The organism is Leucobacter sp. UT-8R-CII-1-4, from assembly GCF_030010235.1.
Classification (GTDB): Bacteria; Actinomycetota; Actinomycetes; order Actinomycetales; family Microbacteriaceae; genus Leucobacter.
In genome coordinates, this window is sequence record NZ_JASCRS010000001.1 from 235,393 (window position 1) to 261,810 (window position 26,418).

Annotated in this window: 22 protein-coding genes; 8 read left to right on the top strand and 14 right to left on the bottom strand. The window is 59.1% G+C overall.

Annotated elements, in window-relative coordinates; all coding sequences use genetic code 11:
* Positions 1–68: 68 nt before the first annotated feature.
* The 7 genes from QBL02_RS01060 to QBL02_RS01090 form a co-directional block, all read right to left on the bottom strand.
* Positions 69–1,436 carry an alpha/beta hydrolase gene (locus tag QBL02_RS01060; protein ID WP_282724497.1) on the bottom strand — a complete coding sequence of 456 codons (1,368 nt, stop codon included), beginning with the start codon at positions 1,434–1,436 and terminating at the stop codon, positions 69–71.
* A gap of 137 nt (positions 1,437–1,573) precedes the next feature.
* Positions 1,574–2,791, bottom strand: a complete 1,218-nt coding sequence (locus QBL02_RS01065) for a zinc-binding dehydrogenase (RefSeq protein WP_282724498.1) — start codon at positions 2,789–2,791, stop codon at positions 1,574–1,576.
* An 11-nt stretch (positions 2,792–2,802) separates the two neighbouring features.
* Entirely contained in the window at positions 2,803–3,528 is a 726-nt protein-coding gene (locus QBL02_RS01070; RefSeq protein ID WP_282724499.1) for a phosphonatase-like hydrolase, read from the bottom strand.
* Complete coding sequence (locus QBL02_RS01075; protein ID WP_282724500.1) at positions 3,525–4,763, bottom strand: TIGR03364 family FAD-dependent oxidoreductase; 1,239 nt, start codon at positions 4,761–4,763, stop codon at positions 3,525–3,527. Before QBL02_RS01075 ends, QBL02_RS01070 begins: the two co-directional genes overlap by 4 nt.
* Positions 4,763–6,514, bottom strand: a complete 1,752-nt coding sequence (locus QBL02_RS01080) for an ABC transporter permease subunit (RefSeq protein ID WP_282724501.1) — start codon at positions 6,512–6,514, stop codon at positions 4,763–4,765. Before QBL02_RS01080 ends, QBL02_RS01075 begins: the two co-directional genes overlap by 1 nt.
* Entirely contained in the window at positions 6,511–7,329 is an 819-nt protein-coding gene (gene phnC, locus QBL02_RS01085) for a phosphonate ABC transporter ATP-binding protein (RefSeq protein WP_282724502.1), read from the bottom strand. Before phnC ends, QBL02_RS01080 begins: the two co-directional genes overlap by 4 nt.
* A 54-nt stretch (positions 7,330–7,383) precedes the next feature.
* Positions 7,384–8,307 (bottom strand): phosphate/phosphite/phosphonate ABC transporter substrate-binding protein, encoded by a 924-nt coding sequence (locus QBL02_RS01090; RefSeq protein ID WP_282724503.1) that lies wholly within the window; start codon positions 8,305–8,307, stop codon positions 7,384–7,386.
* Between the two features lie 180 nt (positions 8,308–8,487).
* On the opposite strand from QBL02_RS01090, the gene QBL02_RS01095 reads away from it, so the two are divergent.
* Positions 8,488–9,237, top strand: a complete 750-nt coding sequence (locus QBL02_RS01095) for a GntR family transcriptional regulator (protein WP_282724504.1) — start codon at positions 8,488–8,490, stop codon at positions 9,235–9,237.
* Between the two features lie 4 nt (positions 9,238–9,241).
* Here QBL02_RS01095 and QBL02_RS01100 read toward each other — a convergent pair whose 3' ends face one another.
* The gene (locus tag QBL02_RS01100) at positions 9,242–10,189 is read right to left on the bottom strand and encodes an EamA family transporter (protein ID WP_282724505.1); all 948 of its coding nucleotides are present in this window, start codon (positions 10,187–10,189) and stop codon (positions 9,242–9,244) included.
* Positions 10,190–10,566: 377 nt separating this feature from the next.
* Between QBL02_RS01100 and QBL02_RS01105 the strand changes: the two genes are divergently transcribed.
* Positions 10,567–12,240: a VaFE repeat-containing surface-anchored protein gene (locus QBL02_RS01105; RefSeq protein WP_282724506.1), complete on the top strand. Its 1,674-nt coding sequence runs from the start codon at positions 10,567–10,569 to the stop codon at positions 12,238–12,240.
* On the opposite strand, the gene QBL02_RS01110 is transcribed toward QBL02_RS01105, so the two are convergent.
* Positions 12,237–12,647, bottom strand: coding sequence for a DUF4190 domain-containing protein (locus tag QBL02_RS01110; protein WP_282724507.1), 411 nt, complete (start codon positions 12,645–12,647; stop codon positions 12,237–12,239). The genes QBL02_RS01105 and QBL02_RS01110 overlap by 4 nt on opposite strands.
* A 2-nt stretch (positions 12,648–12,649) precedes the next feature.
* Positions 12,650–14,167: a hypothetical protein gene (locus QBL02_RS01115; protein ID WP_282724508.1), complete on the bottom strand. Its 1,518-nt coding sequence runs from the start codon at positions 14,165–14,167 to the stop codon at positions 12,650–12,652.
* A gap of 111 nt (positions 14,168–14,278) precedes the next feature.
* On the opposite strand from QBL02_RS01115, the gene QBL02_RS01120 reads away from it, so the two are divergent.
* The 4 genes from QBL02_RS01120 to QBL02_RS01135 all read left to right on the top strand — a co-directional run bounded on the left by QBL02_RS01120 (position 14,279) and on the right by QBL02_RS01135 (position 18,502).
* The gene (locus tag QBL02_RS01120; RefSeq protein WP_282724509.1) at positions 14,279–15,121 is read left to right on the top strand and encodes an AraC family transcriptional regulator; all 843 of its coding nucleotides are present in this window, start codon (positions 14,279–14,281) and stop codon (positions 15,119–15,121) included.
* A gap of 161 nt (positions 15,122–15,282) precedes the next feature.
* Positions 15,283–16,329 carry an ABC transporter substrate-binding protein gene (locus QBL02_RS01125; RefSeq protein ID WP_282724510.1) on the top strand — a complete coding sequence of 349 codons (1,047 nt, stop codon included), beginning with the start codon at positions 15,283–15,285 and terminating at the stop codon, positions 16,327–16,329.
* 14 nt (positions 16,330–16,343) lie between these two features.
* On the top strand, positions 16,344–17,441 hold the full coding sequence (locus QBL02_RS01130) for an iron chelate uptake ABC transporter family permease subunit (protein WP_282724511.1): 1,098 nt from the start codon (positions 16,344–16,346) through the stop codon (positions 17,439–17,441).
* Complete coding sequence (locus QBL02_RS01135) at positions 17,438–18,502, top strand: iron chelate uptake ABC transporter family permease subunit (protein ID WP_282724512.1); 1,065 nt, start codon at positions 17,438–17,440, stop codon at positions 18,500–18,502. Before QBL02_RS01130 ends, QBL02_RS01135 begins: the two co-directional genes overlap by 4 nt.
* Before the next feature lie 40 nt (positions 18,503–18,542).
* Here QBL02_RS01135 and QBL02_RS01140 read toward each other — a convergent pair whose 3' ends face one another.
* Positions 18,543–19,295 (bottom strand): NRDE family protein, encoded by a 753-nt coding sequence (locus QBL02_RS01140; protein ID WP_282724513.1) that lies wholly within the window; start codon positions 19,293–19,295, stop codon positions 18,543–18,545.
* A gap of 77 nt (positions 19,296–19,372) precedes the next feature.
* On the opposite strand from QBL02_RS01140, the gene coaBC reads away from it, so the two are divergent.
* Positions 19,373–20,623, top strand: coding sequence for a bifunctional phosphopantothenoylcysteine decarboxylase/phosphopantothenate--cysteine ligase CoaBC (gene coaBC, locus QBL02_RS01145; RefSeq protein WP_282724514.1), 1,251 nt, complete (start codon positions 19,373–19,375; stop codon positions 20,621–20,623).
* 7 nt (positions 20,624–20,630) lie between these two features.
* On the opposite strand, the gene QBL02_RS01150 is transcribed toward coaBC, so the two are convergent.
* The 3 genes from QBL02_RS01150 to QBL02_RS01160 are packed head-to-tail and all read right to left on the bottom strand — an operon-like array spanning position 20,631 to position 25,687.
* Entirely contained in the window at positions 20,631–21,506 is an 876-nt protein-coding gene (locus tag QBL02_RS01150; RefSeq protein WP_282724515.1) for a DUF1295 domain-containing protein, read from the bottom strand.
* A gap of 32 nt (positions 21,507–21,538) precedes the next feature.
* Positions 21,539–23,446 carry an AMP-binding protein gene (locus QBL02_RS01155; protein WP_282724516.1) on the bottom strand — a complete coding sequence of 636 codons (1,908 nt, stop codon included), beginning with the start codon at positions 23,444–23,446 and terminating at the stop codon, positions 21,539–21,541.
* Between the two features lie 54 nt (positions 23,447–23,500).
* A complete protein-coding gene (locus QBL02_RS01160; protein WP_282724517.1) occupies positions 23,501–25,687 on the bottom strand; it encodes an efflux RND transporter permease subunit in 2,187 nt (728 codons plus the stop codon).
* A 74-nt stretch (positions 25,688–25,761) separates the two neighbouring features.
* Here QBL02_RS01160 and QBL02_RS01165 point away from each other — a divergent pair, with 74 nt between their 5' ends.
* Positions 25,762–26,334 (top strand): MarR family transcriptional regulator, encoded by a 573-nt coding sequence (locus tag QBL02_RS01165; RefSeq protein WP_282724518.1) that lies wholly within the window; start codon positions 25,762–25,764, stop codon positions 26,332–26,334.
* Positions 26,335–26,418 lie beyond the last annotated feature (84 nt).

The following is a 26,418-nucleotide window of genomic DNA, read 5'->3' on the forward strand; positions in this document are numbered from 1 at the left end:
GTCTTCATCAGGATGTGACGAAGACCCCGCAGTGTTGTGATGGCGCTGGGTGATCCAGCGCTGAAAAGCTATTTCATGGGCGTACCAGTGAGCAGAAATTCTGCGCCCTGGGTGGCAGCGGGGCCGCTAGCAAGTGAGCCGTGGTTGCCGTCTTTGAGTACCAGAAGGTCGCCGCCCAGTTGCTGCTGTGCGTGTTCAGCCCAGGCAAGCGGGGTCACAATTTCGCTCGCGTGAGCCACGATCTGAAGCGTTGGTCCGGCTTGCTTTGTGGCCGAAATCTGCGCGGGGGCGAACGGCCAGCCTGCGCAAATGCTGACATCAGAAGTCAGGCTGATCGGGTGTTGTGGCCTGATGCCGCCCTGCTCGCCGAGCGTCGCGATGCGGTTCTGCAGAAATTGCTGTTGCAGCGTTTGATCGGCGGCATCTGCATAGGCGTTGCAGATCAGTGCGGTTTTGGCCGATTGCCCCGAAAATCTGCTCATCATCTCAAGTGCCTCATCTGAGATTTCAGGCATGGAGGTGTCAGCCGTTTCGCTATCCTCCTCAATGACAACGTCGTCTTCGACAACGACATCTTCTTCGGCTGTGCCCTCTTGCGGTGTCCCACCAGCAGCCTCATTCGGCGCGAATTTCAGGGTGGCCTCGACCACATCAAAAAGCGATGATTCTGATTGCTGCCTGATATCGCTCACGGAATCAAGCAGCACTCGATCCACTGATCCGGGAAAGCTGCTCATGAATTCGACACCGAGCTCGGTGCCCCACGAGACTCCAAAGTAGTCAACTTTTGACAGGTTCATGGCGGAACGCAGTGCATCGAGGTCTTTGGCCGCATTTTGCGTGGTCAGCTGCTCAAAAAACGCTGGATCTTGATCGACGCACTTGGCGTTTGATTTCTCAATGGTCGAGATGAGTGTTGCGCGCTCAGGCATGTTGCTCGGGTCGAGTTCTGGTGCGGCGCAGTCGATGAACGCCGAGCCTCCGGTGCCGCGAACGTCAATACCCACCAGGGTGCTTTCTTCGCCAAGCGCAGCCATGTCTGAGCTTTCAATGAGTGCCGGAAAGGTGCGGCCTTCAAGCCCTGGCCCGCCAGGGTTGGTGAATACTACTCGCCCGTTCGGGTTGCCCTTTGCTTCGAGTTTTGACACCGCGATGGGGATGGTCTTTCCTTCGGGCTTGCCGTAGTCGAGTGGCACGTCGAGCGTTGCGCAACTCATCCGTTTTGCAGTGCTTTTGTCAATCGGTGCTGTGCCAATCAGTGCGGCGACTTCGTTGTTTGTCTTCACGAACTCGTCGCAGGAGCCCCATTGCAACGTTCCATCTGCCGTCGAAGTTGTTCCGGGTTCTGGCGCGCACGCAGCGGCGGCGAGCACTAAAAGACCTGCCCCGGCGAGACTGAACGTAGTTTGTAGAACGCGTGCTTGTTTAGTGGACATATGTACAAACTATTCAAGTTTCTCGGGTCGCGCATCGGACTGCGGTACACAAATCAGGCAATTGAATGGTCCCCGGGTCTACCAAAACACTCGGCAGCTCGAGGGCATCGCTACCCAGGTACCATTCCGAACCGCGTTTAAACTCCACTGGCGACAAAAAACTTCGGATCGATGCCGACCCGCACCTCTCTACGGCGTGAAGCACGCACAAGTGCCGCATCAAGATCCGCAAGCGGATACGTCTCGCCAACCAGCTCCGCAAACGGAAAACGCTGCCAGTTCCTCGAGAGAAAATCGACCGCGCCCAAGAGATCCCCCGGCGCGTAATTGTGCACTCCCGAAATACTCAACTGCCCCCGCACAATTCGCTCGGGCGTCAAAGCAACCGGATCACTCGGAAAAACGCTGCCCACAAGCACCACCGCAGCCCCGACGCCAGCGGCGTCAAGTCCGGTAGCAATTGCGCGCGGCACTCCCGAGGCTTCAATCACCACATCAACCGCGCCGTACCTTGGATTCACCGTCACCGGCTCACCCATCACCGGGTCGATCACGGCGTCTGCGCCAAAACGCTTTGCTTCTGAGCGCCGCAGCGGCTCGGGATCAGAAAGCACCACATGTGCCCCGCGCTCGCTCGCCATTGCTGCAGCGGCCAACCCGATCAGCCCACCGCCCGTGATCAACACCGTGGCACCTGCGAAGGGCACGGTTCGTTCAGCGGCGGCGAGCGCGGCCCAAGCGGTCGCAATACCGCAGCCAGCCGGCGCGAGCACTGCGGCTGGCAAGTCCTCTCCGACACGCTGGATCGCCGTGCCCGCACGCAGATGCACATGGCTGGCGAACCCTCCGGTGAGCTCCCAGCCCTGGCCGATTCGTTCGTGCCCGTATTTGCGCAGAGTGCGACATTTCTGCGGAAGACCGCGGCGGCAACGGTCACATGATCCACAGTGCACGACAACCGACCAAACCACTCGGTCGCCGAGCTGCACCGGCGCACCATCAATCGAGAGTGGCGCAGCTGGACCTAGCCCAACGACACGGCCGACCGTTTCGTGCCCGAGCACCAGCGGAGTTGCTTCATTACGATGCCCGAGCACGGTGTGCACATCTGAGCCACACACGGTTGAGAATTCCGTTTCAACCAACACCTCCCCCGCTGCAAGCATCACCTGGGGCACCGCCACGGGTTCGTGCGGTTGCCCCGGGCGCATAAACAGCATCGCCGTCGCTTCGGGAAGGGTGAGTTGTTTTTCAGGCTCAACAGGCTCAGCTGACTGAGCTTTGAGCCCGCTTCCATCGTCGAGGTCGGGGGGAACAGAAACTGCGGCAGCGGTTTTTGCACGCCGTGACGGCAAGAGTCGCACGATCAACCCGCGCTAAAAGCTGGCAGACCGCGCAGCTCGACGACGCTGTTGAGGACGTAGTCGGCGCCAGCAGCTTCGAGAGTGGCACGATCATGCGCGCCGCTGAGCACTCCGGCCACGAGACCCGCGCCGGCGCGCCGCCCCGAACGCACATCGCTCTCGGTATCTCCCAGCACAGCGACCGCCTGCACACACGAGGCACCGCTGCGCATGAGAGCGCTGAGCACCAGGTCAGGTGCCGGTCGCCCGCGACCGACATCAACTGGCGAAAGCGCAATGTCCACCAGCTCACGCCAACCCAGCGCGTCAAGGATGGCATCGCGCGTCACGGGAGCAAAACCCGTGGTCAAAGCGACGCTCAGGCCACGGTCTCGTAGCTCTGTGATCAGCTCGGCAGTCCCGTCAATTGCTGCAACGCCAGACTCCCGCACGATTTCGGCGTAGGCCTCTTCAAAACTCTGGGTCGCACGTTTCGCGAGCGCAAGATCACCGCCAGAAAGGTGGCTGAACACATCGATCTTCGACTGCCCCATGGTGTCGCGGACATATGTCAACGCTTCGTCCCAGCTCATGTTCACCACAACACCGGTTCGTTCCGCGGCGCGCTCGAAGGCAAGCTCGACCACGCCGTCGTCTTGGACCGTGGTGCCTGCCATGTCAAACACGACGAGTTCAATCGGGGTGGCCAGCGCCTGTGCGCCGCTATCGGTGATCAGTGTGTCATTCATGCTGTTTCTTCCTTAGAACTCTGTGCTGTGAAAAGTTTTTGTGCTGCCGGGATGCTCTGCGTTGCCGAGTCAGCGCGCAGGCCGGGAGTGCTAGCAGGCTCGCTCTCGGTCGCTGCAAACGCTCGATCGATTGCACGCTCGGCGAGACCAAAACCACAGGTCATTCCGATGCCGGTCGTCGCGGCAATAGCACGCACCCCCGGAACCACCTCGCGATCCAAGAACTCGTCGATTCCAGAGGCATACATGCCCTGCCAACGCTCAATGACCCGAAGCGCGGGAGTGCCAAATAGCTCGTGCGCCTCATCAATAAGCACCTGCTGGGCGTCTTCTGCTTGGAACGGCAACGGTGCTGGATCTCGATGATGGGTGTCGCCAAGAATCACACTGCCATCAGGCAACTGGGTGTACATCTGGTTCAGGTCAATGGCGGCAAGGTCGGGCCGTGCCGCGTGCAGGCGGGCCCGCACCGGGTGCACCTCGTCAAGCGATTCGAATCGGCCATAGCGCAGCAGCGACCAGCCGGTCAGTAGAGGCGCGTCAAGCGATCGCGAGAGTGGTATCTGCACCCGCAGCATGTCAAGCACGCAGCGCTGCACAGCAGCCTCGGCCGCAATGTCCGGCAAAAGACGATCGATGTCTTGGTTGACGGCGAGGATCACCTGCCCGGCGTGCACGCTCCCTCTTGTGGTGTGCACCACTCCTTTGCCAACAGAGGTGGCTGCCGTGCGGTAGCTAAATTCGACACCGAGTGCCTCGAGATGAGCGGCGATTTTTTCGGCGGCGGTGCGCGGATGGGTTTGCAAGTCACCCGTGATCCGGGCACCACCAACCAGCACCTTACGAGCCACGGGCGTGCGGTCAGCAAACTCATCAGCTGAAAACAACGTGATGCCGCCGTCTGCTGCGGCAGCCTCGATGAGGTCGAGCTCGTCTTGGTGTCGCGCCGCGATTAGGGTGCCAGATTCGCGCAACCAAAAGCCAGCATCCTGAGACAGCCGCAGCCAGGTTTCGCGCCCTGCTTCAGCGAGCACTCTGGCTTCGCCCTGTTGCGCGCCTATGCAAAGGTGGCCGAAGTTGCGAATACTCGCTCCGGTAGGTCGAGTGCTGTGCTCAATCACACGTACGCTGAGGCCTCGTCGCGCCGCCGAATATGCGGCGCCGAGTCCAACAATGCCCGAGCCAACAATCACGACATCATAGGTTTTGGTGCTTGTCGAGTGAGTTGCATTCATTAGCGCAGTACCTTTCGCATCCACATAGCTAGCCCCTCAACCAGAAGCACCGTGACAAGAATCATCAGCACAATCGAACCGACCAATTGGTAGTTCGAACCCTGGCCCGCGTTCAGCAGGTAGTAGCCGACACCACCGCCGCCGACAATACCGAGCAGCGTCGCAGCGCGAATGTTTGTGTCGAGCAGATAGAAGCTGTGACCGATCAGCGCTTGTGCACCCTGCGGCAGTGTGGCCCCGAAGAACATCTGCGTGCGGCTTGAGCCGACTGCGATCAGTGCACGCTCTGGGCCACGCTGCACCTCTTCAAAGGAGTCGGCGATCAATTTGCCAAGCAACCCCACGCCACCAACAGCAAGCGCGATGGTGCCTGCCTGAGCGCCCAGGCCAGTGATCACAATCAGAACGATTGCAAGGATCAACTCTGGAATGCCACGAATACCCACCAACAACAGACGGGCACCGCCGCTAATGGCTCGGTTCGGTGCGACATTGCGCGCTGCGAACGATCCGAGCACCATCGACACCACAAAGGTGATGAGTGCAGCGGCGAGCGCAATCTCGATAGTCTCGATCATCGCAAGAAAGATTCGTTCAAATCCGTAGCTGCCAAAGTTTGGTGGCCAGAACGAGGCGAGCACCGGCGGCAGTTTTGCCCAGAAGGTGAGAAAGTCACTCCACTGGATCTCGCTGACGATAACACCGGCAATCACTACGGCCAGAGCGATCCAGGCGAACACGATGGTTCGCACTCGAGCCGGAGTCCACGGTCTACGCAGGGCAGCTTCGGGACTGGCGAACACTGGGTCGGCGGTTGCCCCCGCACTCCGGACTTTCGCTTTGGCGCGGGGCGATCCCCCGCGGGAGAACAAACGAACGAACACGCCCTTGCCAGCCTTCTCGCCGAGCATGGCCACCCGCACACCGCCTGAGATCATTTCCATCACCACGCAGAGCACAAAGATGACGAGGGCGATGCCGAGGCCGAGGCCGTAGTCGAGTGACTTAAACGCGTACGACATTTCTAGGCCGAGACCGGCCACGCCGACATAACCCAGAATCACTGAGCCGCGCAGATTAATGTCGTTGCGATGCAGTACCGTCGCCACCCACGAGGGCAGCACCTGCGGCAAGATACCCACCGTAAACTCTTGCATCTTGCTGCCGCCGGTGGCCCGAATCGCGAGTCGTGGGCCCTCGTCAATCTGCTCGATCGCGTCGGCAAACATTTTAGAAATCATGCCGATCGAGTGAATCCCGATCGCGAGAATACCCGGCAGGGCGCCAAGGGAGAACAGCAGCACAAACATCATGGCGAGCACAACGTCTGGCAGCGCTCGAGTGAATACACCGATAAAACGAGCGATCGCCCGGAGGGTGTGATTCGGGCTGGTATTTTCGGCCGCAAGATATGCGATCGGCACCGAAAGTACCGCGGCGAAGAGTGTGCCGGTGAGCACGAGGCCCACCGTCAGAACGGTGAGTTGCAAGAGTTTTGCGGGTTCCGGGAAGGAAAGCCCGCCCACTCGTTCAAAAAAGCGCTGCGCGTTACCTACGCTCTCAAGCATGCTCGGCACAGAAATGTCGATACGAACGAGCGACACAACGGCGAACGCAACAAGAATCAGTAGCGCGATTGCGGCGGCAATACGTTGCGGATCAAGCTTCCGCTTTGGAGCGCGCTCTGACAGTGGAGCGATGCGGGCGCCGAGCGATCGGGCGCTGTCTGCAGCGAGGGCGGTCGCACTCATGCGTCGACCAGCTCACGGCTCACAGCCTCAAGTTCGCTGGTAGGCGTCGCAACTCGCCCATAGATCTCCATGACCTCGGCCTTGCTGAGCCCCTCTGCCGGGGTATCGAGCACAAGCGCACCGTGACGAAGCCCAACGATGCGGTCGGCCCACGAAATCGCGAGGTCAACCTGGTGCAAGCTGCACACCACAGTCAGACCATCGGCGGCCGCAATCTCACGAATCAGCGCCATCACTTGCATGCTCGATTCTGGGTCGAGCGAAGCAACAGGCTCGTCTGCAAGCAGTACCTCTGGGTTTTGCATGAGCGCTCGCGCAATAGCGACGCGTTGCTGCTGACCACCTGAGAGGGTATCGGCCCGCTGATATGCACGATCGAGCAGACCAACTCGGTCGAGATGGCCGAGAGCGCGTAGTTTCAGCTCACGTGGGTAGGTGAAGAGCCCGAGCCTTGGCCCGCGCAATGAGCCGAGGGCACCGCTCAACACGTTTTCGAGCACGGTTAGCGCGCCGACTAGCTCGAATTGTTGAAAGATAAAACCGACTCTGCTGCGCAAGCTGCGCAGTTTTCGCCCGGAGAGTGAGCTGACGGTCTCACCGAGCACGCTCACCTCGCCTGAGCTTGGTGTCTCTAGGCCGTTGAAGTGGCGCAGCAGAGTCGATTTGCCCGATCCGGAGAGGCCGAGCAGCACAAGCACTTCGCCTCGGTTGATTTCAAGCGAGACATTGTCGAGCGCCACCGTCTCGTCGAAGCGCTTGCTGAGCGTTTCGACTCGAATGACGGGTGCGGTGTTGGACTGCTGTTCGTGCGGCATGATGTTCGGCCTCTCAGATCGTGACTTAGTGCGAATGAGCTAGTGGCTTGGCGCTTAGGCCTGGCACTGCTTCGCGTTGGTCTTCTTGCAGATGTCGCGGATCAGGTCGTAGTAGGCATCGTCTACTGGCTCTGTTGAGAAGAACACTGAGCGGAAAGCTTCGCTGTCGGCGCTCTTCACGCCGCTCTCGACGATCTGGTCAATGCTGACCTCGCTGAGCATCTCTTCGAGCTGCTTCTGCAGATCTGCTGGCAGTGTGCCCGACATCACAATTGGGGCGCCCGGCACCATCACCTGGTCGATCACCTTGACCTTGTCTGACTTCTCGACCTCGCTGTCCTCGGCGAATCCGGCCTCGCACTCGACGCCCTCGCCGACCTTCTGCACGCTCACATCGTGCTTGCCTGCGAAGACCGGGGTCACATCGGTTTCGGGGTTAATGCCGAGTTCGAGCAGGTTGTAGCTTGGGAAGAGGTAGCCCGAGGTTGACGATGGATCAACGAAGCAGACTTTGAGGCCTTTGAACTGATCGAGCGAGGTGATCGAGCTCGACTTTGGCACGATGGCCTGCGAGTAGTAACCGGGCTCCTGGCCTTCTTCTGTGACGATCGACGAGATTGGAATCAGGTTTGCGCCGTTGTTGGTCGCGGTGATGTAGGTGAAGCCTGAGAAGGAGGCGATATCGACCTTGCCCGCGATCGATGCTTCGATGAGTGCCGCGTAATCGGTTGACTCGTGGTACTCCACGGTCTTTCCGGTCTCCTGTGCGATGTAGTCCATCAGCGGCTGGTAGTTGGTCTCGGTATCAACCGAATCTGGCACCACGCCGAACACGAGAGTGTCTGAATTCACGGCGAAGCCAGTAGCGTCTGCGGCTCCGGATTCTGGGGCAGCACCGGTGGTGCTTGAGCAGGCGGCGAGGCCGAGCAGTGCGGCGCTCGCGATGGCGCCGGCGGTGACGAACTTACGGAGGTTCATGGGAGACCTTTCGAGGTGTGTGGAAACGAACCGCATCTACTGTCGCACCCGAACGAGCAAGATATGTACCTAACTAGCGACTATTCCCCTGCCGTTCACCTACCATTTGCCCAAATGCACGGTAGATGGCGAGTTCGCAACCATACAACTTCACCCAAATTGCACATGTAGTATGCCTATGTGAGCAAAGTTGTATATCAGCGGATCGCCGATGAGTTGCGCGAGCAAATCAATAGTGGCGAGCTCGTCGCCGGGGCCGACGTGCCAACCGAAGCCGAGCTTGCAGACACTTGGCAGACCTCGCGCGGCCCAGTACGCAACGCACTTGCCCTGCTGCGCAGCGAGGGACTGATCGAAACAGGTCGTGGCCGACCAGCTCGCGTCGCCGGTCGGAAATCAACCCAAGCCGTCGACGCGTCTATTCCCTTCACGCGTTGGGCCGAGTCGATCGGGGCTCGCCCCGGAGCAATTACCCAGCAGATTTCGAGGCGACGAGCCGGTGCAGAACTCGCTGCAGCGTTTGGCGTCGAAGAGAGCGAACAGGTCGTTGAGGTGCTGCGGTTGCGGCTACTCGATGGCAGACCAACCATGCTGGAACGTTTGAGGTACCTCGCAGATGTTGGCCAGGTGCTTTTCGAGCACGACCTTGATGCCGTCTCCATTACCGAGTTGCTCGCCGAACACGGCTTTCCCTCAAACGAGGTGTACCACGAGATAGACGCGGTTTCAGCAGACACGCTCGACAGCGAGTTACTCGAAACCGCGCCAGGAGCACCCGTGCTGCGCCTGCACCGCATCTCTTACGACACTGATCACCGTGTGTACGAAGTGTCTGATGACCACTATCGCAGCGATATTGTGCGGTTCTCGGTTGCATCGTCGGGCCGTTCTTCAAACGGCGAGCACTACCTTCGCGGGCTAGGCAGTTAGCCGCTCACATGCTCAGCAAGAATGCGCCGCCGACCACGGCAGCCGAGGCGATCACCCGCTGAACCGGGCGGTGTTCTCGACCGACAAAAGCGCCGAATAGACTCACCAGCACCACGCTCACCTCTCGCATTGGCGCGACAAGCGAAACCGGCGCAATGGTCACGGCGACAAGCACCAGGATGTACGAAAGCGGCGATAGCGCGCCAAAAGCCAGGAGGCGACGCCACTGCTCACGAATCGTTGGCAAGAGCTCTGAACGTCTTCGCCAGGCAAGAGCTGCAAGCAACGGCACTTCAAAGGCGGTGCAGCCAACCATGAGCGCAACGGGTGAAACCTGCCACTCGCGCAACGCGTAGGTGTCCCAAACGGTATAGGCAGCAATCGCAACCCCGGTTGCCAATCCAAAAAGCAGCGCTGGATCAACCCGCCCCAGCGACAGTAGGCGCCAGAGGCTATTGTTGCGCCCTGGCGCAGACCCTGGCACACCGATCGAGGCTGGCTGCGAGTGCGGCAGAGTGATCGGGCGAGGAGGGCGCCCGATCACTCCCATCGCAATCACCCCGACAATCACGACGCCGACCCCGAGTAACGCGAGGGGTGTTGGCTGCTCCCCCAGAAACAGCACGGCAACGAGCACGGTGAGGGTTGGCCCGGTGCCGCGAGCGGTCGCGTAAACGGTCGAGAGTTCTCCCGCCGCATACCCGCGTTGCAAGAGCACCATGTATCCAACGTGCAGAAGGGCTGAAACGCTCGCGCCCAGCAGCAGGCCTCGCCAGCCACCGTCACCGAGGCCGCCGGTGAAAGGTACGACGGGCAGCCACAGCAGGGTGCTGACTATTGCGCCCCAGAACAGGAACGGAACACCGCTGCGACTCGAACCGTGCGCGATGATGTTCCAGGCAGCGTGGGCGCAGGCCGCGATCAATACAAGAATGAGTGCGTCAGTAGACATGGGAACCTTCTGCTGCCTGTTTTCTGGCAGGCAAGCGCGGTTCCTCCGGGCTTTTGTCCTGTCAGATGACGGCAGATTGCGGAATCTGCCGTGGCGCCGCTCGGACCAGTCAGTTACGGTCTGCCGCAACTCGGAACCCTAGGCGCTATCGCTCACCATGCTAGCAGCGACGAAGCTCAAACAGCACCGCGACGGCCTCAGGACAGCGCAGCGACAGTCATGAGCTGGATGCTCCCCAAGGCAGAGTACGCGCATTGATACAAAAAAATATTCCCATTTGCATCACTTTTCCACACAGTTTGACTCTCTCTGTTTTAGAAGAAAACAAACGCGAATACAGTAATTGCTGTCGAGCGTTCGAGAAAGAGTCCCGCACAATGAAGTCCCTCACCAGCTCCCCCCTTCTTCGCAATGGCCGGCGAATCGCTGCCGCGATCCTTGCGACAGCGGCTCTCGTCGCGCCGGCCACTCTTGCCACCGCAGCTCAAGCTGATACACCGCAAGCACCGGTCGCGGCGCCTTTTGACGCTCCGCCATGCGAAAACACCATCGGCAACCCATCGTCCGATGCCGATGGTGGACCGGTCAGCAATCTGCTCAGCGTGTTCGGGCAGCGTTTGACCGACTATAACGCCGGCAAACCAGTGATTCTTTACAACAACATCGGCAGAAGCGGCTGGACCGCTGGTGGGTCACAGTACTCATCGAACCCCCTCTGCGCCACAAGATACGTGGCCGAAGCGGGTGGCCCCGTATCGTCATGGATCTACTGCACCTATGACCGTGCATCCACCTGCGGCTGGACAAATCTCAACGGTGAGCTCGAGCGCAATGGATCCGTGCTGCCGGGTCTTGAGCACACGGATCCCGACCTGCGGCTTACCGCGGATCAACAAAAATTGCAGTCATACATCATTCAGAATGATCTTCCAGTCATCGCCGGGCCCGACGGTTCGGGCGGGACGCTCGGAGCCGACACCGTTGCAAACAACTCCACTTCACAATCTCGCGCGCTGCGCCAAAACCTGGTGCACTGCATCGATAATCCAGAGCGCGACTCCGCGATCGTGTTCTGCGAGAACAACATGAGCGCGAGCATCCAAAGCAGAATCCTGCAAGTCATTGGCGCAGATCGCGCCACTATGCTCGCTGCGCTTGCCGTTGCGCCGCGCGTAGATCCCGGCGCCGAGGGCAGAGTTGTGCTCACCACCACTCTCGCTGGAATCCCACTTCAGGTGGCGAGCAGCGGCGGCTCGCTCACGCTCTGCGACGGTCCCGCAACGCTCAGCGGATCGACCCTGCGTCTCAACGCCGATGCAGCGCTGCCTGCTGAACTTACCTTCTGCGTTACCCGGCCAGACAGCGGCACATTCTCGGTGGAGGTTACTGCCACCCCACCGGTGCTTGAAAATATTGGTTTTATGCAGAGTGCGCGCTATGTCGGTGACACGCTGTGCCAGATTTTCTCCACCGTTGCTGATGAGCAGCAGCAGGTTATCACTGCGCGGGCCACGCTCGATTTTCGGGTGAGCCCGAGTATCGGTACCTCCCTCGTAGATGCTGCAGACGGGGATCGTCTGATTGATTGGCGAGGTGGCACTGTTGTCGACACCGTGCAGTACCGGAACCTCACACCCGGCGTAGAGTACACACTTGTCGGTGAACTGATGCACCAGGCTGACGGCACCGGTACCGGTATTACCGGCACGGTGACTTTCACACCGAGCGCATCAGAGGGTTCAGCTGAGGTGAGCTTCGTGATTCCAGAAGGCTACGCAGGTAAAAAACTGGTTGCCTTTGAGCGACTATTCGAAGGCACTGAGCCGCTGGGCACACCCGTTGCCACGCATGAAGACTTGAACGACGCGACCCAGACCGTGAGTGTCAATGCTGCTCCAGCGGGTGGATCTCCCGGCACACCGCAGACAAAGCCAAGCGATCTGGCACGCACGGGCAGCTTTGATCCAGCGCCAGCCATTGCGGTTGCAAGTACGCTCGCGCTGCTTGGAGCAGTGGTGGTTATCTCTCAGCGTAGAAAGAACCGCAGCTAACTCACGGCACTGCTGGCAGCGACAAAACCCATCAGAATAAAAAAGCTCACCTGTGCGACACAGACGATGGCGCCGATAATAATGCCGGCCCAGGCGATTCCAGTGCCGCGCATGCCACGCACCCAAATCTGACGGAGCGCGAACACCCCCATCACCACCGCTGGCAGGCCCGCAAAAAACGAGACAATCAGCGTCGCAATCGCAAGGCCGCTCATCGGCGCGCGAACGGGGGCCTGATACGTCGGAGGCTGGGGTGCGTACTGCGGCGGCGCATACTGAGGCTGAGTGTACTGAGGCTGTGCATGCGGCTGTACGTATTGTGACGGCACCGGCTGTGCTGGCGTCTGGGCAGCAGGAGCCGCAGGCACAGCCGGCTGCGCACTTTCATTTGAGTTTGGGAAGCTCATTGTTACCTCGCGTTCCATGAGCGCCAAGCAGTGGGCGTCGCGTCAATCGTTTCGCCCGAGGCGGTGGTTGGATAGTGCAGACCGATCCAGGTATATGGGTCAAACATCATGTACTCAGCTCGATACATCACCTGGGAAATATCGACCCCACTTGCAGCCATGAAAGCAAAGTAGTTACCTGCAGCGTCATAGGCTAGTGGGCTTGTGGTGCTCTCGCTAAACGCATGGGCACCTACGAGACCTTGCAACCCCTCGTCTGGAGTCGCAACTATGGCTGCCTGAACATTGGGATTCAGAGTGAGTTGTACTCCATCGTGCGGCGAAGCAACTAGGTCTTCGATGTATCGCGCATACCCCTCAGAGCCAAAACTAAATGCCAGGTTCTCGCTGCTGCTCTCATCAAAAATCATGTGCGAGAACGTGGTCATTTCTAGCGCGTGCGCAAATTCATGCGCCGCAACTCGCAGGGGCGTCTGCTCACTTGTAGCAATCTTTTCACCGTTAAATGCTGCCAACGATCCGCTTTGCCCGCCGAACATTCCAAGTTCAAGCAGCATGCCACGTTTTTCGGCAAGCTCAGTGGCACCGTTCGTCACGTCAAGCGGGACCGAAACAAGTGTGACTCCCGCTTCTTCCCAGTCGCGCTTGATGTCTTTTCGATATTCACCGACACCGTAGACTGCGTCCTGGTACCGCTCACTATTGCCAGAGTAGAACGCAGGAAACCCGGGAATCGTTGAGTACCCCGAAGTTGCTACCTCGGTTTGCAGCACTCCGGCAGCGGCGGTCTGCACGTCACCCGCGATGGCGTCGATAGCGGCAGCTTCGTCGGCGTAGCCAAAAAGCACGGAGTTCTCACTATGAACGGCGTAGACCCCACCTTTGTCGTCCCATGGCATGGGCGTGCGAGGAGCTATTTCAATGATTCGATACGAGCTGTGAGAGCCGTCGCCCCCGTCAACTGTCACGTCGTAGTCGAAGCTTTGTGTGAGAATGCCACAGTTTTGCACTCCTACAACACAATCAGGCTCTGGGCCGTTCTCGCCAACAGCGGCGCGCGTGTGCGTGAAGCCGAGATCAAATGCGATTCGCAATCCGTTTGCCATTGGCCGACTTGGGTCGTAGCTTTCGGCGTCGTAACTGTAGTCGTCTTCATACACGGCGTCGATCAGGCCCACTGTCCAACCGACCTCTTTGCTCCCATCCCAGATCTGGGCGAGCTGATCCCGTGCAGGGCCTTCAGCCCACCGCAAAAACCCTTCGCGGTCGTCTTCAAGCATCGCAAGTGACATCGCTGAATAGATGTCTTCCTTATCGCCATCGACGAGGGCTTGCAGGGATGCGTCCATCTCGCCGAATCGAGCCTGGATCAGCAGACCGCTGCCAGTGATACCGCCGAGGAGAAAGAGGGCGACCGCGGCGAGGCCGATCACCTGTTTCATTGGCAACCAGGGTCGCTTCACGCCTCCGCTTGGGGCTGCATCTTGGGAAACACTCGGGGGCTGCGCTGGAGGGTGCATGGTTCCATCCTGCCTTATTTAGACATCTGTTCGCACATATAGATCTGATGAACTCGGGTTAGGGTAATGAGCAAAGACCCGACAGCCGCCATTTAGTCCACGGAAATCAAGTTGAACTCTTTCAGTAAAGATGACTGGGAGCGAAGCGCATTACGCACGAGCTCAATAGCCGATCCCTACCTCATGGGCACGGGCGTCGTGACGGCAGAAGACACCTCCGGCAGGCCGATTTCGCCACCGCACAGCCACCCAGACGCCATGCTTGCCTGGTGTTACCGCGGCACCGTGTGGGTGCATCTCCAAGACGCGCGGTGGCGACTCGCGCCGGGTCAGGGCGTGTGGATCCCCCCGTTCACCCCACACACCGCGCATCATGAACCAGGCTCAACCGGCTGCTACACCTACATTCCAGATTCGCATTTTGCGACTCCGCCAGCTGCGGTCAGCCAGGCCTATTTACCCAGAGCCGTGCAAGAGATGCTGTTGCATCTTGGCATCAACGACATGCCAACCGATTTACGGGTACGCATTCAATCGGTGCTTATCGAGATGTTGCAGCTGCCAGCCCCCGCGCTCAATGATGAGTGGACCGAGGTGCCGATGCCCACCGACGAACGGGTGCGACCGCTTATGCAAGCGGTGCTGGCCGACCCGGGTGACCCGCGCACGGTTCGTGAACTCCTCGCCGCCCACGGATTGCACGAGCGAACCGTGCTCCGAATTTTCCAGCATGACACCGGCATGAGTTTTTCTCGCTGGCGCACCGGAGTACGCATGACACTCGCCGCACGATTGATCGTCGACGGTTTGCCGATTGGTTCGGCTGCTGCACGCTGCGGCTATGCAACAGCCAGTGCGTTTTCGGCGAGCTTTAAAGAACGATTCGGCCTAACCCCACGGGAGTACCTGCTTCGCACACAGGCCGATACTGCGCAGCATCTCTATTGGCGATAATTCTGCGTCAAAGCTCCATCGAGGCGTCTAGGCGATACAAGAAGTCTGGTTCTCAACACTTTGGGAGCCCACAAAACCCTAACATCGGACTGTTAGGAAAGGCTTACCTAACCTTCATCTGTGGAGCACCTTCGCGCCACCCCTGTTCTTGAAGGAGAATCATGTCTTCTGCCCCCGCCCGCCGGAAACTTCGCCGAGGCCTCGCTCTCGTCGCAGCAGCCGTAGCCCTCACCCTTGCTGGCTGCTCAGCCGACGGTTCCGAGGCGCCACCGACTGCGTCTGGCGATGGCGTAGTCATTGAGCACGGCCTGGGCGAAACAGTCATCCCCGAAAAGCCGACCCGGGTAGTGGCGCTTGGCTGGATGACACCAGACATCGTCGCAGCGCTCGGCACAAATCCAATCGGCATTGAAGAGGTGTGGGGCGCGGGCGAAAGCGGCTACCAGCCCTGGTTCGAAGACTTCGTAACCGAAGAATACGGTGAAACCCCCGAGCTCATTCCCTTCGCCGAGAATGGCCCCAACTACGAAGCGATAAAGGCCCTCAACCCCGACCTGATCCTGAGCCTGTACTCCGGCCTCAGCGACATCGAATACAACCGACTCAGCGAAATCGCCCCCACCGTACCCTTCATTGAGGGCCCTTGGAACCCAGGCACCTGGGAAGGCATGACCCGCACCGTCGGCAAAGCACTCTCGGCCGATGCCAAAGCAGAAGAGCTCATCGCCGAGACCGAAGCGCAGATCACCTCACTCGCAGCAGCCCACCCAGAGTTCGAAGACAAAAGCTTCGTCTGGGGTCTCACTCTCAATGAGGGTGGCACCGACCTCGGTGTATACCTCGAATACGACCCGCGCGTGCGTATTACCGAGGCACTCGGATTCAACTCAACCTCAGCAATGGACAGCTTCCTCGCAAGCGCTGAGGGCGACAACTGGTACACCGGCGTGAGCCTTGAAAAGCTCTACGACGTCGAAGCCGATCTCTTTGCAGCCTGGGGTGGCAGCGTAGAGGAGGGCAAATACACCGTCGAGAACAAGGTTGTCTCGCGCTGGAATCCGATCGCAAATGGCGCCTACGTGATCTACACCGATACCGCCGAGGCTTCAGCGATCAGCGCCCCGACAGTGCTCTCACTCAAGTACATTCTGCCCACGTACGTCGACAATCTCGCAGCGGCGCTGCAGGGCGATCCAACCATCTCGTAAAGGTAAATCATTAGATGTCCCAGCCGTCCACTCCCTCAGATTTGAGAGAAACTGACGACGGCTCGAACACCTCAGCTCGCGGCGTGGAGAGTCCCAAAACAGACTCGCCACGCCGCGCTGGGGCGCTCGCGCTCGGCCTAATCGTCTCTGCTGCGGTGTTGCTTCTCGCGGCACTCGCCTCACTCGCAATCGGCAATCGGGGCATAGCGCCCGACACCGTATTGCAAGCGATTTTCGATTACGACGACGAGAACCCACTGCACCTCATGGTGATGGAACTGCGCGTACCACGAACAGTTCTCGGCATTGTCGTGGGCGCTGCCCTTGCCGTGTGCGGCGGTCTCATTCAGGCTTTCACCCGCAATCCCTTGGCCGATCCTGGCATTCTCGGCGTAAACGCGGGTGCCTCATTCGCAGTCACCTTCGCCGTAGGCGTGCTCGGTCTCACCGCCCCTGGCAGCTACGTTCCCTTCGCACTCGGGGGCGCCTTCGTACTTACCGTGCTGGTGTATGTGCTCGGCTCATTTGGCGCGTCAGGCGCAACACCCGTGAAACTCACGCTCGCAGGCGTAGCCCTCGGCGCGACGTTCACCGGCTTCACCACAGCAATCGTGCTCCGCGATCACAGCACGCTGCAGGTCATGCGATTCTGGGGCGTTGGATCAATCGGCGGACGAACCACCGACCAACTGGCTTGGGCCATTCCACTGATCGCACTCGGCCTGATCATTGGACTCTTTTGTGCCCGTTCACTGAATGCGCTGGCACTCGGTGACGACTTGGCGCACGCACTCGGTGCGAGGGTGCGAGTGACCCGTTTGTTTGTCATCATCTCGGTCACCTTGCTCGCCGGTACTGCTGTGGCGGCAGCCGGACCCATCGCATTTGTCGGGCTCATGATTCCGCACGTAGTGCGCTGGTTTACCGGCCCAGATCAGCGATGGGTGCTCAGCTATTCGGCCATTATCGGCCCGGCATTTTTGCTGATCGCAGATATTCTCGGTCGCGTCGTGCTGCCAAATAGTGAAATGCGGGTAGGCATTGTGACGGCGCTGCTCGGCTCCCCCATTCTGATCATGCTGGTGCGTCGAAAGCGAGTAAGCGGACTGTGAACGCGACCCAGATTCCTCTCATTGACCGTGGCCGTCGTCTGATCCGAATCGATCGCCCATATCTTGGAGCACTCGTTCCGGTACGCGCGATCCTCGTGAGTGTTGCGCTGCTTTGCATCATTTTTGCTGCCGCTTTCGCATCTATGACCATCGGGGCCTACGAGGTCAGCCTCAGCGCTGTCGTGCGCTCACTTTTCGACCCGGGCTACAATGCCGATGTTCGACAGGTTGTGGTCGAGTGGCGTCTCCCCCGGGTGCTTTTTGCCGTGCTTTGCGGTGCAGCGCTTGCCCTTGCGGGCGGTGTCTTTCAGTCCCTCACACGCAATCCGCTTGGCTCACCCGACATTATTGGTTTCGGTGTCGGGGCCCAATTTGGGGTCACCCTTGTCATGGTCGTACTCGATTTGAACACCTACCTTTTCAAAGCGGCCGGCGCACTCATCGGCGGTCTGCTCACGGCGCTGCTGGTGTATCTCCTCGCAAACAAACACACCTCGGTGTCGTCATTTCGACTGATCATTGTTGGCATTGGCGTCTCTGCAGGTCTTGGCTCTTTGACCTCGTGGATCCTCATCTCGGTCAGCGTTGAGAAAGCGATGATGGCGGCAACATGGGGCGCTGGATCCCTCGCTTCGCTCGGCTTTGATCAGCTCGTTCCCGCAGCGGCGGTGTTTGTTGTAGTGACCCTGCTCACCTTTCCGCTCGCTCGCACACTGCCGGTCCTTGAGATGGGCGACGACGCGGCTACCGCGCTCGGCATTCAGCCTGGACGCACGAGACTCTGGGCGATGGTCATTGGAGTCTCACTGGTCGCCCTAGTGACGGCTGCTGCTGGCCCGATTTCGTTCATTGCACTCGCTGCTCCGCAAATATCGCAGCGACTCACGAGGTCAAACACCCCCATGGGCACGGTGCCGTTAATGCTGACAGGCGCGGCCCTTGTTGTCGTGTCAGACACGGTTGCGCAAATGGCTGCCGTGCCGGTTGGCGTTGTCACCGTATCGGTAGGTGGCATCTACCTTGCCTGGTTGCTGGCCGCTCAGTACGCTCGTCGAAGCTAACGAACACCGCTGCGAACCAACACCGCTGCGCAACGCCCCATCAAGCCTGTCGAAACTCTGGGCTGCCCCACACTGCGGGCTCTTCAAGAGTGGCACTATCAAGCTCAACCGAAGCGCCCGAGCCATCTGCTGCGTCTGCACTGCGTATCTCTGCGGTGCAGACAAGCAGCGACAGGGTTTCATAGCCGTGGCCACGGTTGTCCCGAATGATTGCGCGATCGTCACCCGCTGACAATTGCGCAGTCTGAGCGAGCAGGTCGATCCAACGCTCACGCCAAGTCTGCCCGAGCCCGGCCAGCTTTCTGAACTCGGGCAGCCACTTTGCAATTCGAGCGGAGCGAGGATCGTCAACGTCGTGGTGGGCGATCATATGCACGCCCGGCGCAAGTTCGGAACGGGCAAGTACCTCACCATCCCAGCTCGACACTGTTACCGAGCCACCGGAAATCGTCACGAGGTTGAACCCGGCGGTTTTTGGCGGCTCTGGGAGCTGATCGCCAGCGACCGCGTCAAGTACCAGCGCTCCCCGCGAGGCGAGTCCATTGGCGCCAGCGGGCAGCCCCGCCGAGTAGACATCGGCGCGGTTCAGAATCACAGAAAGCCGCCCCTGCTGAGGAGCTGCCGCAAGCCATGCACCGCCAGCCCGCCGATCTCGCACGCCGAGCACTCCCGGCCGATCTGCCCACCACTCTCCGGGCGGGTCCCAGGCGCGGGCTGGATCTTCGTCACGCACGGCCAATACCCGCACGGCTTCAGTCTTCGAAATCGGTACTTCCACCAGCACAGTGCACATTGGCATCCCCTCGTCTCGCAGCGAGTATAGCGAGGGAGTATCACGAGGGCCCAAGCTTCGCGTGCGAGGATGGAGAAATGAACATCGTGCTCGGCGTATCTGGCGGTATCGCGGCTTATAAAGCAGTCTCACTTGCGCGGCTTTTTGTTGAGAGCGGGCACGAACTCCACGTGGTACCCACCGCCGATGCGCTACGTTTTGTTGGCCTGCCAACATGGGAGGCGATTAGCCGAAATCCGGTCACAACCTCAGTGCACGACAATGTGCCAGAGGTGCGGCATGTCGGTCTCGGCCAGCGCGCAGACTTGATCGTCATAGCCCCGGCAACAGCCAACACGCTCGCAAAAATGACGGCCGGCCTTGCCGACGATTTACTTGGCACCACACTGCTGGCAAGCACCGCTCCCGTGCTCGTGGCTCCGGCTATGCACACTGAGATGTGGCAGCACGCGGCAACGCAACACAATGTGCAAACACTTCGCAATCGCGGAGTACACTTCGTGGGCCCAGATATTGGCAGGCTCACCGGCAATGACAGCGGCCCCGGCCGCATGAGCGAGCCCGAGACAATCTTTGCGGCGGCGAATTCGCTACTTGATTCGCTTCCGAGTCAGCAGGAGACGCTGGATCACCCGACCGCAGATCTTGCCGGTCTTCGTGTGCTGGTGAGCGCTGGCGGTACCAGAGAGCCGCTTGACCCGGTACGTTTTTTGGGCAATCGATCCAGCGGAAAACAAGGTGTGGCGATTGCAGCGGCGGCAGCGGCCAGGGGCGCTGAAGTAACCCTGGTTGCTGCCAATATTGACGATTCGATACTCGCGACGGCAGGAACTATTCGAGTGCTACCAGTTGGCACGACAGCAGACCTCGACAAGGCAATGCGTGCCGAGTCGGCCCAAGCAGATGTGGTGATCATGGCTGCGGCAGTAGCCGACTATCGTGCCGCCGAAATCGCTGATGGCAAGATACGCAAAGAAGAGACAAACGACAGCACGCTCACGCTGACCCTCGTCGAGAACCCTGATGTGTTGCGCGGCCTCGTCTCTGCACGAAAACCAGGGCAGCTGATCGTTGGATTCGCCGCTGAGACGGTGCAGAACGATGATGAGTTGCTCGAACGCGGCCGCCGAAAACTCGCGCGAAAAGGCTGCGATCTGCTTGCCTTGAATGCCGTTGGATGGGGTGAAGGCTTCGAATCGGACCACAACGAACTACTGATTCTTGGCAGCGACGGCGCAGTGCTTCAGGCAGCTCGCGGCAGCAAGACTCAGACCGCGCACGCGCTCCTGAACGCAATCAGCACGACGAGGGCTGGCCGCGTGAGCTGAGCAAGCTTCAACGCTTTCCCGTAAACGGAATCAGCCGAGGTGTGCGAGCGACATAGCGCTGATAGTCCGGCTCGTCGCCCCATTTACGTGCTGCTTTTGTCTCGAGCAGTGGAATGCCGCTCACTTTGGTGAGAAGAAAGATCACGAACAGTGGCGAGAGCACTGCGACCCACTGCCAACCGTGCAGCGCCGGTATTGCCACCACAAACACTCCAATCCAAAGCGTGATCTCGCCGAGGTAGTTGGGGTGACGCACTACCGACCAGAGACCGCTCTGAATGAATGTTCCAGTATTTTCCGGCTGCCTTTTGAAGTGAGACTTTTGCCAGTCTGCCACGATCTCAATCGTGAAGCCGATCAACCAGATCCCGCCGCCAACCCAGATCGTCCACTCTGACGAGCTCGCGTTCGACGAGGAAATAGCGATCCAGGCAGCAGATGCCGTCAGACTGACCCACAGTCCCTGAATTGTCCATACAGATAAAAACCGAAGCGGATTGTTTTTGATCTCATCAAAACGATCGTCACCGCCAGAGCGGAGATTGCGAACGAACAAGAACGACCCCAGGCGCAACGCCCAAAGGAGGACCATAACGCCCAACACAACTTGACGTAGCTCAAGGCTTGGCGCCAGCAAGAGCAACACCAGGGTCACCGTGAAATATGTTGCACTGCCGGTTGCATCAAAATATCGGTCCGTTCGATAGAGGACCGCAGGGATATAGGCAACCCATTGCACCACGAAAGCAATAGTGACGGCTACCGCGAATGCCGGCCATTGGCCGAGAAGCCAGTTGGTCTGGCTCCCGGCAAGCGCAAGCAAGGCTCCGAGCACAATCGGCACAACGACGAGAATCAATGAACGAGCAGAGTTTTGTTTCATGGTACGTTCTTTCGGTTCGGTGGTGAGTCCGCTCAGCGGTACAGCTCGTCAAGCATCGGCTCAAGAGCGGTGATCAGCGCGCCGCGTTTGAGCTTCATGGTTGGTGTAACCCACTTCTCAAGCTGGTCAGGCGAGAGCATGATTGTTTGCCAGCGTTTGGCCCGATCAGCTGGCACCAGCAATTCGTTCGCTCGTTCGATGGCTGCGTCTACCCTGCGAAGCAACATTTGATCGTGGCACAGTTGAATACTGTCTGTTGAAGTATTGGTCTGTGGTTTGGCACTGCGCTCGGTATCGCGATCGATGTGTGTAGCCAGTTCGTTTTCTATGATTGCGATGCCAACAAGATAGGGACGATCCGTTCCGATGAGCACGGCATGGGCAACGCACTCTTCGGCTTCGACAGCCAGTTCCCATGGTTCCGAAGAAATCGTGCGCCCGGTTGAGGTGACAATCACGTTTTTCGCTCGCCCACGCAGCGTCAGTGATCCCGTTTCATCAATCGACCCAAGGTCACCTGTGCGAAAGTAACCCTCGAAAAAGGCATCAGCGTCTTGTTCGGACCGGTAGTACCCGGCAAATACACCAACTCCTTTTGCAAGCACCTCTCCGGTTGAACTTATTGCGACGGTGTTCCCCGGCAACGGAGTTCCCACGGTTCCGGCGCGGAGATTACCTGGTCTGCCGCCCACAAGTGGCGCCGTAGTCTCGGTGAGTCCGTATCCTTCGATCACCGGTACACCAATGCCACGGAAGAACAGTGACAGTTCGGGGTCAAGCGTGGCCGCACCCGAAAGCAGGTATTCAATCTGGTCGCCCATTACCCGACGCAGTCTGCGATAGAACACCTTGTCGAACACCCAACGACGTAGTCGCAGATTCAGATTTGCAGAGCTTTTGTGACCCTGATCGTGATCTTCCAAGTGGCGGCCCCACTCGACCGCGGTGTGCTGCGCGGCTTGCCACACCATTTCAATGCGCTTCTCCCGAGCAGCTGCCGCCGCTGCGCCTCGAATTTTCTCAAGTACCCTTGGCACCACTACCAGGAAGGTGGGCCTGAGCTGCGAGAGGGCTGGGACGACCTCTTTCGGGTTTGCCAGGTGTGCAACTCTCATTCCTTTTGCCACGCAAATCAGTTGCAGTGCACGACCAAGCACGTGAGTGAGTGGCAAGAACAGAATCGTATTGCCATCTTCTTTCACCACTTCTTGATAGGCAGCTGCAGTGTTGAGCACTTGACCAACAAGATTGCCGTGAGTGATGAGCGCTCCTTTTGGATCGCCTGTGGTGCCTGAGGTGTACACCACAGTTGCCACGTCCTCAAGACCCGCTCTCATTCGCCGTGTCTGCAACTCTTGCTCTTCGACTGCCCTACCGCGGTCCGCTAACTCAAGCAGCCCTCGCACACTTGGGTGTGCCGTTTCGCGAGCACACTCATCAAGCACAAAAAACTGCGGCTGCTGCCGCACACTCACGCAGACGGTTTCCAGTCGTTCAGCGGTTTCGATATCGCCCACAAATGCCACCTTCGGCTGCATATCTGAAAGAATCACACGCATTTGAGCTGCCGTAGCAGTCTCATACATTGGCACCACAATTGCACCGGCAAAGAGTGCGGCAAAATCAACCACGGCCCAGAGGTACTGCGTAGACGCAACAATCATTACGGCGTCACCAGGCTGAACTCCGCTGGCGATGAGACCCTTCGCGATCTTTGAAACCTGGTCAACAAAGTCGATGGTCGTCACTTGCCTCCATGCTCCGCTCGCTGATTGATCGGATGGCGGTCGTTCAAACGCAATGTGCGATGGTGAGGTACGACTTCGCTCGGCTACCAGGTCGGTGACGTTTCGGACCCATGAAGTATCAACCAGCGTGGGCGCACTGGAAACTTGAACAATAGTCTCGGGAGCCGAGTCGTCGATTGGAAGTGTTTGCATGAGGGGTACCTTCCTTGGAGTGTCGAGCAGGCTGAACTTGCCGCAAGTTCGCGGCTATTTGCCTCCTGAAGAGAGTTTTGACGGCCACCAAATCTTGCGTCCGATATCGCTCGCTATGGCCGGCACGAGGAGCGAGCGAACGATAAAGGTGTCAAGCAGCACACCGAAGGCAACGATGAAGGCGATCTGCACGAGGAACAGAATCGGGATCACCGCGAGCGCCGCGAAGGTCGCGGCAAGCACCAGGCCAGCTGAGGTAATCACCCCGCCGGTGATAGCAAGGCCTCTCGAAATTCCCTCACGGGTACCGTGCGCGAGTGATTCCTCTCGCACTCTGGTCATCAAGAAAATGTTGTAGTCGATGCCAAGTGCGACCAGGAAGACAAATCCATAGAGTGGCACTGCCGGGTCAACTCCCGGGAACTGAAAGACATGATTAAACATCAGTGCGGCGACCCCGAGCGCTGTGCCGAAGGACAGCACCGTGGTGGCGATCAAGATGAGGGGCGCCACGATGGATCGCAGCAGCAGCATCAAGATAATCAGAATGACGAACAGCACGACAGGAATGATCAACGTGCGATCGTGTATCGACGCATCATTTGTATCAATCGCAGTGGCCGTGACACCGCCAACAAGCACACCGGTGCCATCAAGTTGTTGCCGCAAATCACGCACAGTCTGCGCGGCAGCTTCGGAATCAGCCGCGTCACCAAGTGTCGCCTGAAGCAGCACATCACCGTTGGCGACCAATGCGGTGGGTGTCGGAGCATTTGGGCCGCCAAAGCCCTGAATGCCGTCGGCGGTGATCTGCGCTGATCCGCTTGGCGCATCTGCCGAAACCACCGAGACGCTATCGATTCCGTCGTTCTCAAGCAGCATCGAAGCTGTCTGCTGCATAGATGCGGCATCTGTGATCACGTAAACCGGACTACCCGAGCCACCCGGGAAGTGTTCGCCGAGCGCCCGCTGTCCGTCGCGGGCCTCGCTCGTGCCGAGCACGAGGTCAGACTGGGGCACCCCAGAAGCGTCGAGTTGGGTTGCCCCGAAAACTCCGAGCAGCAGGGCAAGCGTCGTGATGATCCAGATTGGGCGTGGGCGGGCACGAACTGCACGGGCAAGCTTCGCCCAGATTCCGCCGTGCATTCCGTGCTCAGCTGCCACCTCTGCTGGGGCATAAGTTGGCGTTTTCGGCCAGAACGAGGCGCGACCAAAGGCAAAGAGCAGTGCCGGGAGCAGCGTCAAGGCGGCGAGCATCGCAAACAGGATGCCAACTGCGGCGACCGGACCAAGCGAACTATTGGATTTCAGGTCTGAAAGCAACAGGCAAAGCAGTCCAGCAATCACGGTGCCGCCCGAGGCCAAAATCGGTTCGATTGACCCCCGAATTGCCTGCATCGTGGCGGCGCCGCGATCCCGCGTGCTACGTAATTCTTCGCGATATCGAGATACGTAAAGCAGCGAATAGTCGGTAGCGGCACCGATCACCAGAATGAACAAGATGCCCTGGGTCTGACCGGAGAGCATAAATAGCCCCCATTTTGCCAGCCACCAGTTTGCAAGCAGGGCAACTGTGAGCGCCATCAAGCTGGTCGTGAGTACCGCAACAGGCAACAGCAATGAGCGGTACACGATGATCAGAATGATGAACACCGCGAGTAGCGCGACCCCGAGCAGCAGCCCGTCGATCCCCGAAAACCCCTTGACCAGGTCAGCAGTGAACCCGGCTGGACCGGTGACGTAGACCTGAACCCCGGCTGGAGCTTGTTCGTTCAGATAGCTGCTGATCGCATCGGTGACGTCTCGAATGTTCTCTTTGCTCTCGATTGGCACAAACACCTGGGCGGCTTTGCCGTCGGCAGATGGAATGAGCGGTGAGAGGTCGGTGCCAAGACCGGGGACCTGAGCGGGGAGATCTGCTACCGCCTCAGAGAGCTGCGTCAAGTCGGTCTCGTCGATGGCGCTTTCGGAAACCAGTACCACTACGGCCGGAATCTCTTTTGAATCACGGAATTCGCCGAGCCGTTCTTGCACCTTGGTTGCTTCGGCAGAGCTAGGCAGGTAGGCGGTCTGATCGTTGGAAGATACCTCGGAGATCTTCCCGAAGTACGGGCCTCCAATTCCACCGGCAGCAACCCACACCAGGATCAGCAGTGCCGGGACAAACACCCTCAAGGCACGGCGCCACCCGCTCGCACGGGCTTCACCGGGTGCAAGATCTTCTTCGACGCGCTTGTTCATCACATTCCCCATTTTGCTAGCCAAGTTGCGTTATCTAACCAAGTTAAAATATTTATTTAGGCTAACATAGCACCATGTCTGAGAAGAATGGGCCTCTCGCAGACCATTCAGGCCTGTATCAAGTCGAGCACAACGACCCAACCGGTCGTCTCATTGATCGCTCCAGCCACGACGCCGAATCCGTCGCAGACATCGGAAAACTTATGGCAGCACTCGGCGCGCTTCGCGAAGCGGAGGATCGCCTCTCCGAGGCCTCACTGAAGTACATGAAGCTTGGCGTGACCGACATGCGAGCACTCCACTACCTCATTGTGATGTCAAACCGAGGCGAAATCATCACCCCTGGCGCACTCGCCACACATCTTCGGATCTCGACCGCCTCGATCACCAAAATGCTCGATCGCTTGGAACGCGGCGGCCACATCACCCGCGAGATTCACCCGCAAGATCGACGCACCTTCGCGATTCAGATCACCGCGGACACCCGCGAAGCTGCAATGCAGACCGTGGGCAGACAACAGGCGAAACGCTTCCATGCTGCGGCACGCCTCACGAGCGAAGAGCGCGAAGTCGTGACCCGCTTTTTGCGCGATATGGCCAGCGAACTCGACGTATCAAACGAGCCCTGGGCAAACGGCCTGGGCTAACAGCTCCCCCGCGCAGCTAGGAACAGTTGACAAGCCGCGCAAACCGCGAGAATTCAGAGTTCAGAGATTCACGCAGGACCTCTC

Excerpts from the sequence above, each read along its gene's own strand:
- QBL02_RS01100 (WP_282724505.1), bottom strand. The coding sequence starts at position 10,189 with ATGTCTACTGACGCACTCATTCTTGTATTGATCGCGGCCTGCGCCCAC.
- QBL02_RS01115 (WP_282724508.1), bottom strand. The coding sequence starts at position 14,167 with ATGCACCCTCCAGCGCAGCCCCCGAGTGTTTCCCAAGATGCAGCCCCA.
- QBL02_RS01155 (WP_282724516.1), bottom strand. The coding sequence starts at position 23,446 with ATGCAAACACTTCCAATCGACGACTCGGCTCCCGAGACTATTGTTCAA.
- coaBC (WP_282724514.1), top strand. The coding sequence starts at position 19,373 with ATGAACATCGTGCTCGGCGTATCTGGCGGTATCGCGGCTTATAAAGCA.
- QBL02_RS01110 (WP_282724507.1), bottom strand. The coding sequence starts at position 12,647 with ATGAGCTTCCCAAACTCAAATGAAAGTGCGCAGCCGGCTGTGCCTGCG.
- QBL02_RS01060 (WP_282724497.1), bottom strand. The coding sequence starts at position 1,436 with ATGTCCACTAAACAAGCACGCGTTCTACAAACTACGTTCAGTCTCGCC.
- QBL02_RS01140 (WP_282724513.1), bottom strand. The coding sequence starts at position 19,295 with ATGTGCACTGTGCTGGTGGAAGTACCGATTTCGAAGACTGAAGCCGTG.
- phnC (WP_282724502.1), bottom strand. The coding sequence starts at position 7,329 with ATGCCGCACGAACAGCAGTCCAACACCGCACCCGTCATTCGAGTCGAA.
- QBL02_RS01165 (WP_282724518.1), top strand. The coding sequence starts at position 25,762 with ATGTCTGAGAAGAATGGGCCTCTCGCAGACCATTCAGGCCTGTATCAA.
- QBL02_RS01075 (WP_282724500.1), bottom strand. The coding sequence starts at position 4,763 with ATGAATGCAACTCACTCGACAAGCACCAAAACCTATGATGTCGTGATT.
- QBL02_RS01160 (WP_282724517.1), bottom strand. The coding sequence starts at position 25,687 with ATGAACAAGCGCGTCGAAGAAGATCTTGCACCCGGTGAAGCCCGTGCG.
- QBL02_RS01080 (WP_282724501.1), bottom strand. The coding sequence starts at position 6,514 with ATGAGTGCGACCGCCCTCGCTGCAGACAGCGCCCGATCGCTCGGCGCC.
- QBL02_RS01070 (WP_282724499.1), bottom strand. The coding sequence starts at position 3,528 with ATGAATGACACACTGATCACCGATAGCGGCGCACAGGCGCTGGCCACC.
- QBL02_RS01105 (WP_282724506.1), top strand. The coding sequence starts at position 10,567 with ATGAAGTCCCTCACCAGCTCCCCCCTTCTTCGCAATGGCCGGCGAATC.
- QBL02_RS01090 (WP_282724503.1), bottom strand. The coding sequence starts at position 8,307 with ATGAACCTCCGTAAGTTCGTCACCGCCGGCGCCATCGCGAGCGCCGCA.
- QBL02_RS01125 (WP_282724510.1), top strand. The coding sequence starts at position 15,283 with ATGTCTTCTGCCCCCGCCCGCCGGAAACTTCGCCGAGGCCTCGCTCTC.
- QBL02_RS01150 (WP_282724515.1), bottom strand. The coding sequence starts at position 21,506 with ATGAAACAAAACTCTGCTCGTTCATTGATTCTCGTCGTTGTGCCGATT.
- QBL02_RS01130 (WP_282724511.1), top strand. The coding sequence starts at position 16,344 with ATGTCCCAGCCGTCCACTCCCTCAGATTTGAGAGAAACTGACGACGGC.